The 12266-nt window shown below is 44.7% G+C and carries 13 protein-coding genes and 2 pseudogenes; 10 read left to right on the plus strand and 5 right to left on the minus strand.

Translation table 11 applies throughout. The features are described 5' to 3' along the window. Positions 1-88 precede the first annotated feature (88 nt). Together DWW13_RS19005 and DWW13_RS19010 are read right to left on the minus strand one after the other, a co-directional pair. Entirely contained in the window at positions 89-598 is a 510-nt protein-coding gene (locus DWW13_RS19005) for a tyrosine-type recombinase/integrase (protein WP_199674848.1), read from the minus strand. A 12-nt stretch (positions 599-610) separates the two neighbouring features. Continuing rightward, the gene (locus tag DWW13_RS19010) at positions 611-1102 is read right to left on the minus strand and encodes a tyrosine-type recombinase/integrase (RefSeq protein ID WP_173839853.1); all 492 of its coding nucleotides are present in this window, start codon (positions 1100-1102) and stop codon (positions 611-613) included. A 218-nt stretch (positions 1103-1320) separates the two neighbouring features. Here DWW13_RS19010 and DWW13_RS09905 point away from each other — a divergent pair, with 218 nt between their 5' ends. The 5 genes from DWW13_RS09905 (at position 1321) to DWW13_RS09925 (ending at position 4311) form a co-directional block, all read left to right on the plus strand. Then, positions 1321-1530 (plus strand): uroporphyrin-III methyltransferase, encoded by a 210-nt coding sequence (locus DWW13_RS09905; protein ID WP_118720003.1) that lies wholly within the window; start codon positions 1321-1323, stop codon positions 1528-1530. Positions 1531-1680: 150 nt separating this feature from the next. Continuing rightward, positions 1681-1896, plus strand: coding sequence for a helix-turn-helix domain-containing protein (locus DWW13_RS09910; protein ID WP_117638892.1), 216 nt, complete (start codon positions 1681-1683; stop codon positions 1894-1896). Continuing rightward, on the plus strand, positions 1893-2384 hold the full coding sequence (locus DWW13_RS09915) for a DUF1819 family protein (RefSeq protein ID WP_118720005.1): 492 nt from the start codon (positions 1893-1895) through the stop codon (positions 2382-2384). The genes DWW13_RS09910 and DWW13_RS09915 overlap by 4 nt, the downstream gene beginning before the upstream one ends. Beyond that, complete coding sequence (locus DWW13_RS09920) at positions 2368-3261, plus strand: S8 family serine peptidase (RefSeq protein ID WP_179964659.1); 894 nt, start codon at positions 2368-2370, stop codon at positions 3259-3261. Before DWW13_RS09915 ends, DWW13_RS09920 begins: the two co-directional genes overlap by 17 nt. A gap of 24 nt (positions 3262-3285) precedes the next feature. Further along, positions 3286-4311 carry a U32 family peptidase gene (locus tag DWW13_RS09925; RefSeq protein WP_118720009.1) on the plus strand — a complete coding sequence of 342 codons (1026 nt, stop codon included), beginning with the start codon at positions 3286-3288 and terminating at the stop codon, positions 4309-4311. Positions 4312-4508: 197 nt separating this feature from the next. Here the strand turns inward: DWW13_RS09925 and DWW13_RS20010 are convergent. Next, a pseudogene (locus tag DWW13_RS20010) lies at positions 4509-4655 on the minus strand (DUF6783 domain-containing protein). Here DWW13_RS20010 and DWW13_RS20015 point away from each other — a divergent pair. The 4 genes and pseudogenes from DWW13_RS20015 to DWW13_RS09945 form a co-directional block, all read left to right on the plus strand. Further along, positions 4605-4724: pseudogene (locus tag DWW13_RS20015) on the plus strand (DUF6783 domain-containing protein); the annotation flags it as partial. The pseudogenes DWW13_RS20010 and DWW13_RS20015 sit on opposite strands and share 51 nt — an antisense overlap. A 79-nt stretch (positions 4725-4803) precedes the next feature. After that, complete coding sequence (locus DWW13_RS09935) at positions 4804-5016, plus strand: ferrous iron transport protein A (protein WP_022461118.1); 213 nt, start codon at positions 4804-4806, stop codon at positions 5014-5016. Positions 5017-5245: 229 nt separating this feature from the next. Beyond that, positions 5246-6484 carry an MYG1 family protein gene (locus tag DWW13_RS09940; RefSeq protein WP_118720011.1) on the plus strand — a complete coding sequence of 413 codons (1239 nt, stop codon included), beginning with the start codon at positions 5246-5248 and terminating at the stop codon, positions 6482-6484. A gap of 279 nt (positions 6485-6763) precedes the next feature. Next, positions 6764-8656, plus strand: a complete 1893-nt coding sequence (locus tag DWW13_RS09945) for a phage tail tip lysozyme (protein ID WP_118720013.1) — start codon at positions 6764-6766, stop codon at positions 8654-8656. A 103-nt stretch (positions 8657-8759) separates the two neighbouring features. Here the strand turns inward: DWW13_RS09945 and DWW13_RS09950 are convergent, their stop codons facing one another. After that, positions 8760-9440: an HAD family hydrolase gene (locus DWW13_RS09950; RefSeq protein ID WP_117508899.1), complete on the minus strand. Its 681-nt coding sequence runs from the start codon at positions 9438-9440 to the stop codon at positions 8760-8762. 207 nt (positions 9441-9647) lie between these two features. On the opposite strand from DWW13_RS09950, the gene DWW13_RS09955 reads away from it, so the two are divergent. Then, a complete protein-coding gene (locus DWW13_RS09955) occupies positions 9648-10772 on the plus strand; it encodes a DUF362 domain-containing protein (protein ID WP_117802294.1) in 1125 nt (374 codons plus the stop codon). Positions 10773-10859: 87 nt separating this feature from the next. Here DWW13_RS09955 and DWW13_RS09960 read toward each other — a convergent pair whose 3' ends face one another. Beyond that, positions 10860-12257, minus strand: a complete 1398-nt coding sequence (locus DWW13_RS09960) for an MATE family efflux transporter (RefSeq protein ID WP_117508901.1) — start codon at positions 12255-12257, stop codon at positions 10860-10862. Between the last annotated feature and the right edge of the window lie 9 nt (positions 12258-12266).

A 12266-nucleotide genomic window follows, 5' to 3' on the forward strand; every position in this document is an offset into this window, starting at 1 on the left:
GACGAGATAGATGTTATGCCGAGATACATCCGGTATTCGTAGGATTTATCAGTGTTTTCACTTTCTGAACTCGGCATAACACTCTCTATTATTTTAAGGAATTTAAAAACTGTAAAAGATCTTTGTCTTTGTTCCAGTCAGGAAGATTAGTCTCATCAGCAACTTTAGGAGCAAGCGCATTGATTGCATCATTTTTCAGGCGGTTATCAGCTCTTACATAAATCATCGTTGTAGAAATGTCTTCATGTCCGAGAAAGTCTCTGATATAGATGATGTTGATACCGGCCTCCAGCATATGCATTGCCTTCGAGTGCCGAAACATATGGCAATGCACATGTTCCGGAAATGCTGCATCTTCTTTACGAAGTGCATCAGCATATTTTTTGACGATATAAGAAATACCATCACGGTCAATCTTGTGTTGATAACGGTTAGTTATTAGCGGATCTGTTCCAACAGCGTATGAACGATACCGGCTAAGATAGTTTTCAACAAGCTTTGCTGTTGCATCTGATAACACGACTGTCCGGTACTTATTGCCTTTTCCATGTAATCTTACAGTTGTAACAGATCCTAACGCTACATCTGCTATCGTGATATCACATAGTTCCTAGACTCTGCACCCACTGTCATACATAAGTGTCAGGATTACCCGGTGCCTGAATCCGGTGGATGAATTAATATCAGGACTGTTGATAAGACAGGACATTTGTTTTACTGTCAGGAAAGATACTTCCTTTGGTGCAGACTTTTTAGCTTTGATTCCAGATACATTCTGCAGTGGAGCAATGTATTCGATGTTTTCCAGCTGTGCATAATCGCTGAATGCTTTTAATGCAGCCAGTCTTTGGTTTGCGGCTGATATACCAGCTCCACTATTCCGATACCATTCCAGAAATTCAATGACGATCTCACGTTTAAAGTCCTTGATATAAAAGGAGTTCGGTGAAATTCCTTTTTCTTCTTTTAAAAATCGCAGGAACAGTTTCAGGGTATCCCTGTAACTGAGAACGGTATTCTTGGAATAGCATCTGTGATGCGGCAGGTAGTCTGTCAGGAATCCTGTAACAAGACAGGCAAAATCAGTAGAATTCATGTTCATTGATCTCTGTCTCCTTTATCAGGTCGGGAAAAGATTCCTTCATCCGTTCTTTTATATATGGAAACCGTTCTGCCACAGCTTATCAGTCTGTGCACATCAACTATTGAAACCGCCGTGTACCGAACGGTACGCACGGTGGTGTGAGAGGACGGGAGTTAATCACTCCCTCCTACTCGATCAAAGATTAACTGTTTGAAAAAACAGCAGAATATGATTTTATGAGTAATCAAGGATTCTTTGGCAATACAAAATCTAACAATTCAGAAGAGTTGTTCTCTGAGGAAGAGCAGGATCTGTTTGCGGATGAAATGGACGAGTTGGAGATTGCTGGCTTAGATACAATGGAATTATCCATGATGGATGAGGCGGAAAGACGAGAAGCAATAGAAGATACGGGTTTGGATCCAGATGACTATGATTTTGACTGAAAAATACCTAGGATTTCCTAAAAATTATCAAATATAAAATAAAATTTATTTTCGAGTTGTCAAAACAATACATTGCCATATAATAGAATCCGTTATATAATAAAAAGGATTAAGTGAAGATTCGTGTTTATATCGAAGAGAGGTACATACATGGCAGTTTCATATAACGGATTATGGAAATTACTGATTGACAACAATATGAAAAAAATGGATTTGGTAGAACGTGTAGGTATTAGTAGTAGCACGTTAGCTAAAATGAGCAAGGGAGAAATTGTATCACTGACTGTTTTGGAAAAAATCTGTGATGAGCTAAATTGCGATTTTGGCGATCTTATCAGCTATGATCGGAAAGGGGCAAAAAAATGATGGAATACAATGCGGCCAGCGTCAAATTTCTTCTTTGGCATGTTGAAACAAAGGAAACAGCAAAATTGCTGCAGGAACATAGTTTTGACGAAATACGAAGAATGGTATTAGAAGACAACATATATCAACAAAAATCAAGAGAGCGTGCACAGAGTGAATTTAGCTGTATTAAGAAGCGTCTTCAGGCATTACCAGAGGAACTGATTCAAAAACTAATACAGTCAGATATTCAGACTACAAAAATTATTACATTTATTGCCTGCATGGTAACAGATCGCCTTCTTTTTGAACTAATGTATGAAGTGTATAGAAATAAAGTACATTATGGTGAAGAAAATATCACAGATGCTGATTTGAATATTTTTATGAATGATAAAAGAGATCAGAGTGAAAAAATGGCGGGCTTTTCTGATCTTACGATTCGAAAATTGAAACAGAATTTCTGCTTCTTATACCAGGATTGGACCTGTTCTGTCGTTTTTTCATAAACCGGATGTCAGTTATTATGGTGGTGATGGAACGGTCTATACAGATAAAATGGTGGTATGCAAAGACGATATGGGAGCAGCATACGTAGCGGGAACTTCATTTGCAGCGCCATGGATTTCACGTAAACTGGCATATTTGATTCATATTATGGGATTAAGCCGGGAAGTGGCGAAAGCATTGCTGATTGATGCAGCTTCCGGATGGAATCGAAGAGATGATATTTCACATAGAATCGGATATGGTGTTGTGCCAAAGCATATTAATGAGGTTTTAAAAACACCGAATGATGAAATACGTTTCATTATGACAGGGGCATCGGAGGAATATGAAACTTATACTTATAATCTGCCAGTGCCTGTTGTAGATCATGCGCACCCGTTTTATGCAAGAGCTACCCTGGCATATTTTCCACAGTGCGATCGCAAACAGGGTGTTGACTATACGAGTACAGAAATGGATATTCAGTTTGGCAGAGTTGTTGCCAAAAGAGGGTCAACCATGATTAAAGCAATTGATGACAATCGACAGTCTGAAGAGAAACAGATTACTTTGTACGAAGAAGATGCAAGAAAAATGTATCGCAAATGGGATAATGTGAAACATATCAGTGAAAAAATAAAAGAAAAAAGGGGTCCCCGAAAGGCTTATGATTCTGGGTTATGGGGACTTAAGATTAATACGAAAGAATGCTTGCAGAAAAGAAAAGATTCTCTTCCGTTTGGTGTGGTTGTAACGTTAAAAGAGATGAATGGAGTAAATCGTATAGACGATTTTGTGAAGATGTGTCTTGCAAGAGGTTGGCTGGTTCAGAGACTTGATATTGAAAATCAGCTGGATTTGTATGCTAAGGCGGAGGAAGAGATTGAATTTGAATGAGTCGCAAGCGAAAGGATTTAACTTATGAAAATCACATCAGGCCTCGGCTCCATTGATGACTATCCCCGTTACGTCCGCGCCGGTGCAGACGAGCTGTTCTGCGGTTACGTTCCGTTTTCCTGGTCAGAAAAATACGGAACGGTTCTGCCGCTGAATCGGAGAGAGGTCTTAAACTATAATGTACAAATCGGATCGTTCAGCGAACTGGAAATTCTGGCCAATATGGTGCAGAAATACCAGAAGCCAGTGCACCTGACGTTCAATTCATTGTATTATCGGCCGGAGCAGTATGAAGAAATTGCACGGATCATCCAACAGTGCCGCAGCATAGGGTTTGAAAGTTATATTCTTGCGGATCCCGCGCTGCTTGTGTACCTGCGAAAAGAAAAGATTGACTGTGAGGTACATCTGAGTGGGGATTTGGGAACGGTGAATTCTGCGATGACAGAGGTTTTTGCGAAAGAATACCCGAAGAGGATCATTTTCCAGCGCAAAAATACGATCTCGGAAATGTGTGCAGTGATTCGGCATATAACTGCGCAGAAAGAAGCCGCTCGAAAAGAATGGACTTATCCAACGGAGTTCGAGGCATTTGCTTTGAATGAACTGTGCCAGTTCAGTGGTGCTTTCTGCAATTCCCTGCACTGCGATGAAATGGGATATCTTTGCCGGGTTCCTTACTGGAAGAAACCGATGTCGTTTTCAGAATCTAAATTAGAAAAACAAGAAAAAAATCGTCCGGGAGAAAATATTTCTATATCCGAATGGGATTCTGCATCAGAACTGACGAATCCTGTATCGGAAGATGGTTACCTCTGTGGCGCAACCGGCTGCGGCCTGTGTACATTAAAACGGCTTTCCGATGCCGGAATCACTCATCTGAAGCTGGTAGGCCGGGGAAATTATACTGATTTTATGGAGCGTGATATCCGAAATCTGCGCCGCACACTGGAGATTCTGGAGGATTCTTCTACGGAAGAAGAATATATCCGAGCGATGAAAGCAGAGCTTTTTCCAAATGGATGCAGTCACATGTGCTATGCCAGATAAAATATGTCAATTCTTTCTGAATCTAAAGAGATAGTGGAGAACGTAATGAGAAATGTTTTCCCAGCACGCTTTAATAATTGACATAATGATGAATCGTCTTCTGCGTGATTATTTATAATAATTACGAAATGCGACGAAAATCAACCAGATGCTGCTGAAACGGATCGTGGCTGTGGCTTCGATTGCGATCGCGTGCATCAAACTCTTTCTCTGATTGAAAAACTAGAGTGTGTTTGAAAAACCATTTCCGCAGCCTGCACGCCCCACTTTGCGGTATATTTTGCCCTCATTCAGTCGCCGTAGCCCGCTACGCCTCCTTCATTCAGACAAAATCTCCCACAAATTGGAACATGCAGACTACGAAAAGCCTTTTTCAAACACACTCTAGCGCTTTGCACACAAACTTTAGTTAGAAGCGTATCCCAATTGTTCTTATTGACTAAATATTTCCTCAGGGAATACAATATAGAAAAAGCAAAAAGGAGGGATACCATGCAGGCACTTTCAAAGAAAAAAACCGGTGATATCTGTACCATCAAATGGATGTTTGGAATCCCTGATGTTCTGGATTTCCTCCGAAGCCGTAAAATCAAAGAAGGCAGCACCGTACAGGTCATCCAGAGAATAAACGGTGGATTGATCCTTGGCATGGATGGAAAACGGATTGCAATGTGTGATGCAGCTGCAGACCGGATTCAGGTATGAAAGGAAGGAAAATCAAAATGAGCGGAACCTTGGAAGAGGAGCCGCTCATTTTGATTTTCCAAATACCCACAAAAGAATTTTCGTAGATAAGTGTGCAGACTACGGAAATGATTTTTAATAAATACGCGCCAGGAAGTTTTCAAGCTTTTCTTTACATAGAACCGTTGCGAAACAGCCGCCAGATAGAGTAAAATAGAGCAGATCTTAAGAAAAAGGAAGTTGGAATTTTATGACATTATTAGAACAGATACAAAAAGAACATGCCGCTGCTTTTACGCACGGCGGAAAATTTCATGCGGATGATGTGTTCTCTGCGGCACTGCTTCTGCATTTTAATCCGCAGCTTACTATCCAGCGCGGAAATCGTGTGCCGGAGGATTTTGACGGGATTGTTTTTGATATTGGAAGAGGAGAATACGACCATCACCAGAAAGACAGCCGGATCCGGGAAAACCAGGTTCCGTACGCGGCGTTTGGCCTTTTATGGGAGGCACTTGGCACAGAAATTTTAAGTCCGGAGATGGCCGCGCGGTTTGACGAGAAGTTTGTACAGCCGCTCGATCTCAATGATAATACAGGAGAAAAGAATGAACTCGCCAGTATGATCGGCATGTTCAATCCGGTATGGGATGATAACAGCGGAAGCGATGCTGCTTTCCTGGAAGCGGTGGCAGTGGCCGGACGGATTTTGAAACATAAATGGGAGCGTTTTCGTGCGGATGAGCGGGCGGAGCAGCAGTTTGCAGCTCTTCTTGCCGAACACAGGAAGCGGATCGCAGCGGAGAAAAAGGCAGGAACAATGGATGAAAAGATTCTGATTCTGTCGGAATTTTTTCCATGTCAGAAACAGCTTTCCGCGACTGAAATTGCATTTCTGATATTCCCATCGAACCGCGGCGGTTACTGCGTGCAGCCGGTTCGAAAAGAAAATTCATTCAATTACAAGTATGATTTTCCGGAAACATGGCTTGGTCTGGAAAAAGAAGCACTGCAGGAAGCGACGGGGCTTTCCGATGTGTCTTTCTGCCACAAAGGAGGATTTCTTCTCACCGCAGAAACGCTTGACGATGCCGTCGCTGCCTGTCGCATCAGCCTTACGGGAATGCCAAAAGCACCGGTTCTGATCCACATCGGTACCGATGCGATTGATGCGGATGACGCGCTTTTGCGGCAGATGCCGGGCATGGAGCATGCAGTTATTCTTCATAAACCGCTGCAGGAGGCCCCGGAACTGAGCATCTGTGGCAGTTATGCCGTGTCATCACTTGAAAAAGCAGAATGGAAGATACGCCTGCGGGAATACCTGTCGGACCTGTTAAAAGAAAAGCCGGAGGCTGTCTGTGTCAGCGGTGATATCTTTGCGGCCTATCCGGTCATGCACCAGCTCCGCAAGAAACATATTCCGGTTCTGACGGTATCAGAGCAGAATGGAAAACGGCTTCTGATCCGCATTCCGTCCGGTTCCTGAGAATTTACAGAGAATCTCTCTCAATTTCACGCGTTAAACAGAAAAATTCCTCAATATGTGATTTGTTTCTTTGCATCTGCTGTTGTCTGTGATACAATATAGAAAATACGTGAAATTTTTGCACAATGAAAATAAATGATATCATTTTTGGTTTATCTTCAAAAAAAGAGGCCAGACTTTACAGGAACGATACATTTTCGTGATTTCATTCGAACGGCCTCAAAAGCAGAAAATGGCAGGCAGAAATCGACAAACAGCAGAGAGGAGAGCAAAACATATATGATTTCAAAGAAAAAATTTGGCACAACGGTAACAGTGTTCGGCGTGGCAGCCGGAATGCTTCTCGGTTCGGCTGCACCGGCGCATGCAGAGGAGACAGCGAAAACGGTGCAGGAAACGCAGAAAGATCAGGCGGATGCACCGGCCACGCAAAGTGAAGCGGAAAACGGAAACACAGAAGAAGCCGTTGTTCCGGCTGTAGAAACACAGGAAACCGAGACACCAGCAGAAGAACCGTCCGTACCATCTCAGGATGAAAATGCCGCTTCCACAGAGGAGCCAGAAGTACCGGAAACGCCAGAACCGACAGAGGATCCGACTCCAACGGAGACACCGGAAGACCCGAATCCAGGCGAGATGCCGGAGCCAACGCCAAGCGAAACACCGACACCAACTCCGAGCGAAACGCCGGAACCGTCTGTGACCCCGGAGCCAAGCGAAACACCGACGCCAACCCCGTCCGAGACACCGGCGCCGACAGAAACTCCGGTTCCAACTGAGACACCAACACCAACACCAACGCCGACCGAAACGCCAAAGAGCGATGAAACACAGGCGGATGACTGGATTCAGACGATTGATTATGGAAAATATATCAGCGCCATGAAAAAAGATCTCCGTGCAGGCTTTGCGCAGATCGATAAAACATACGCCTACGCCAAGGTCGACACGAAGTTAAATGTCCGTGAGAGCGGTTCCACCAGTGCACGGATCGTCGGAACCCTTCCGGCAAAAGCACTCTGCTTTGTGATTGCTGATGCAGATCAGGAGTGGGTTTACATCGAGTCCGGTGATGTCCGCGGTTTTGTCCGTACGGATTATCTGCAGCAGGGAAAGGAAGCCCTGGAATATGTGACCAGCACTGGAGAAGACCAGATGAAACTTGCGGATCAGATCATCGATCCATCTGAAAATGAAGCATTCAACTATAAAAAAGAGACTGTATATGAAGTAAAAACTTCAACCGGAAACGGTATCATTACATTTGCAAAACAGTTTGTCGGCAGACCGTATGTCTGGGGCGGAAACTCTCTAACGGACGGCATTGACTGCTCCCACTTTGTATGGCAGATTCTGACCCGCTGCGGCGCATACGATGGTGAATATACAACATCCGATGGCTGGCGCAGTCTTGGAACCGAGGTTACAAGCCTCGATGAAGCGCGTACAGGCGATGTCATCTGCTATAACGGCCATGTCGCACTGTACGACGGCGAGGGAAAAATCGTGGAGGCACTGAACGAAAACGCAGGCATCACCTGCAACCGCCCGGTAGACTGCGACACGATTCTGACGATCCGTCGTTTTGCAGCCGACGATGAAATCGGCGGAACGAACGCAGAAAAGATCTGGAATTACTTCCTGATGCACGGATTTACAAAAGAAGGAGCCGCCGGTATTATGGGAAATATTGCAAACGAGGCATCCACAGACCTCAATCCGACACTGCTTGAGTATGGCTCTACCAGCCGCACAAGCCTGAGCGGAGAGCAGTACACGAACCTTGTTGATGCCGGAATCATTTCCCGTGACGAAGTGATCCGAAGTTCCCGTTTTGGCCTTTACAGTGGCGGAAGATATGGATATGGTCTCTGTGGTTTTACAGATCCAACGATCAAAGAGTATCTGTGCCGATATACCATTGATCTTGGAAAGAGCCTTGGAAGCCTGTCCGGCCAGCTCGACAGTCTGATGGCCTACCTTTCCGACTACAATCCGAATCTGCTGGACAGACTGAAAAATGCCGAAGATGTTGACACCGCAGCAACTGCCTTCATGCGTGAATACGAAAAATGCGCAAACCAGAGCACACAGCAGAAACTGCGTACAACAGCAGCAGAACAGATCTACAATGTTATGGAATCGTATGATTCGCCGGTAGATGTAGAATAAACGAGCAGATGATGAAAACGTGTTAAAGAAAGTCCTCCGCAGCAGAAAGATTCTGTGTGGAGGACTTTCTTACAGTAAAATAATTGAATTTATGTATGATTTTTTACTTCCAGCTTTTCAGTTTGTCCGCTTCTGGAGTCTGCAGCAGAATTTCTTTACAGGCCAAAAGAGAAGGACTCACATAATCACAAAATGGAAAAAGCTTTTTTGTATACGGTGTCAGATCCGGGATCATGCAGGAGATGGCACCAGCTGCACGCGCGGCCTTCAGACCATTGATGCTGTCTTCGGCTACCATGCATGCAGCAATCGGAACTTTCAAAAGAGACGCTGCTTTTAAGAAAATTTCCGGATCCGGCTTGCTGTTGATTACCTCATCTCCACAGACCGAAGCATCGATATACTGGTCAATGCCGGACTGTTTCCAGTATCCTTCCGCAACGCGCCGTGTTGTGGAAGTGGCAACCGCAACTTTAATCGAATGCTCTTTGAGCCAGGAAAGAAACTCGTGAAGTCCCGGCTTTTCCGGTACACCATTTCGCTGAATATAATCATTTAGATACGCCGTGCGGATTGCGCGTCCTTCATCGTATGTCACCTGTCCGTGAAACCATTCCTCAAACAGCTTTCTGCTCCGCGGAAGCGCGCTGCCGCGCATCTGTGAAAGATGTTCCTCCGTGAGCGTAAAATTCAGCTCCCGGGCAGCTTTTTGCCAGCCCTCTTTCATTACAATCTCGGTGTCAAACAGGATACCATCCATATCAAATAATACTGCCTTTATCATAAATGCGACCTCCCAGAGAGTAAAAGAAAACAGACGGTTTTCGTTTACTCTGTACTCTGATTTTTTTAAAACTACCTTCAGTATACGAAAAATCCTGAAAAAAGACAAGTGCATGACTGGATCAGTGCATATTACAATCACACTTGACTTCAAGTAAGCTTAAAGTGCTATTCTGATAAAAAAGGACAAATTAGGAGGAATAACAGAATGGAAAAGTCAACGGTTTATTTTACCGACTTTCGATGTCCTGTGGGAACGAGTCAGCTTGACAAGCTGAAAAAACTCTGTATCGCTGCTGGCGTCAAAGACATTGATATGGAAGGTAAATTTGTTGCAATCAAAATGCATTTTGGCGAACTGGGAAACATGGCGTTTCTTCGTCCGAATTATGCGAAAGTGGTTGCAGATCTCTGTAAAGAGCAGGGAGGTCTTCCGTTCCTGACAGACTGCAATACGTTATATCCGGGCAGCAGAAAAAATGCCCTGGAGCACCTTGACTGCGCAAATCTGAACGGATTCAATACCATTACCACAGGATGCCAGATTATCATCGGAGATGGACTGCGAGGAACCGATGAAATTGAGGTTCCGGTTGTCAACGGAGAATACTGCAAAACAGCATTGATTGGCCATGCGATCATGGACGCAGATATTTTTATCAGTCTGAGCCATTTCAAAGGCCATGAAGCAACGGGCTTTGGCGGTGCACTGAAAAATATCGGTATGGGATGCGGAAGCCGCGCCGGAAAGATGCAGCAGCATGCCAGTGGAAAACCGGCGATCAATACGGATGTCTGTCGTGGCTGCCACCGCTGTGCAAAAGAATGCGGAAGCGATGCAATTTCCTATGTGGATAAAAAAGCAGTCATTGACTATGACAAATGCAAAGGATGCGGCCGCTGCATCGGTGCCTGCAGTTTTGATGCGGTTTATAATCCAAACAGCAGTGCAAACGAGCTTCTCGACCGGAAAATGGCTGAGTATGCACAGGCTGTCTGTCATGGACGTCCGTGTTTCCATATCTCTCTGGTACAGGATATCAGCCCGAACTGTGACTGCCATGGGGAGAACGATGCTCCGATCCTGCCGGATATCGGAATGTTTGCAAGCTTCGACCCGGTTGCTCTTGACCAGGCGTGTGCCGATGCCTGCCTGAAGGCAACTCCGATCGAAAACAGCCAGCTTGGCGAACATCTTGCAGAGCCGGGATGGCACTGCCACCACGATCATTTCAAGGATTCCAACCCGAACATTGAATGGCAGGCAACCCTTGACCAGGCAGAGAAAATTGGTCTTGGTACGAGACAGTATGAACTGAAACGTATCAAATAATAATACAAAAAAATGCTTTAGGGCAGATGAACAACAGCGGAAAGCTCCAGCTTCTCGAATGAAAAATCAACGAGAAGCTGGAGCTTTTTAAGGCCAGATTGTATTTTCTTCAGAAATAACAACGGTTTTTTTCATCCATTTGCGTGATCGCCACCGGATCAGATAATTTACACCACGGAACGCCTCATCCATGCCAAAAGCGATCCAGCATCCGAATAATCCGAATCCCATTTTTACACCAAGCAGATAGGAGAAGAATACACTCATCAGCCAGCAGGAGAGAATGGAAACACCCATAGGGAAAACCACATCGCCTGCTCCGCGCAAGGAATTTTCCTCAATGTGATTAAAGCCTCGAAAAATTTCCACGAAAATATCAAAAAACAAAATGGTATGTCCGATCGAAAGGATCGCAGGATCGTCTGTAAAGATCCGCAGCAGCACGGAACCAAAGCAGGCAAGGAGCGTGGATAGGCAGGCATTCAGCAAAATTGTGATTTTTAAATTCTGCAAATTCAGCTGATAAGCCTGTTCGTATTTTCCGGCGCCGGTAAGCCAGCTGATCAGCAACGAGGTCGAAAGACCAAGGGAGAGGCCTAGGACATACACGTAAAAAACAAGTGTGGAAACATAAATTTTGGCGGAAACAGCCTGCACACCGACAAGTGCAATAATGGAGGTTGTCACTACCTGGGATACAGAATAGGAAAGCGTACTGATACCGCCTGGAATTCCGATTTGAAGCACTTTTGGTAAAATCCGGAAACTGCTGCGTATGGACTTATGACGGAAGTCAAGGCCAAGCGGAAGAACCAGGAGCAGCAGAAGCATGGTAAAAGCGGCACAGCCCTCACTGAAGGCATAGGCACAGGCAATCCCTTCTACGCCGTGAAGCGGCAGTTCGACCGGCTGAAAGACGATCAGATAATTTAAAAGGGCATTCAGCGCATTCATTCCAAGGGTAACAAATACCGATATTTTGGGCTTTCCATAGCTTTTAAATATGGCACTGCAGATGGACACGAACGCGGCAAAAAAGGAAACACGAATGCAGATTCTCAGGTAAGAAGAGGCATATGTTAATACCTGGCCGGATAAATTCATCTGCCGCATCAGGGGCATGGAAAAGAACGAAAGTGTAGCACCAAGGAGAACGCTTAACCCGGCACCTGCAAACAGCGCACAGAAAGCCGCATCGGATGCATTTTTTTCCTTTTTGGCACCAAGATTCTGGCTGATTACGATGGACGCACCGGTACTGATTACGGAATAGAAATTCAGAATCATGCCCATAAACTGTCCGGCGGAACCAACGGCAGCAACTGCTTCATCGGAATAAAAGGACAAAGTAAAAGTATTGACGGTGCTCATCAGATTCATCAAAAACATTTCCAGAAACAGGGGAAGAAAAATCTTTGGGAGAGTCATCGTTCCCTGTGGCGTTTCTACTTTGCCCAGATCTGGATTGTAAAAGGATTTCCACATAAAGTCTGT

Origin of the sequence: Blautia sp. AF14-40 (assembly GCF_003479665.1) — a bacterium.
GTDB classification, from domain to species: Bacteria; Bacillota; Clostridia; order Lachnospirales; family Lachnospiraceae; genus Fusicatenibacter; species Fusicatenibacter saccharivorans.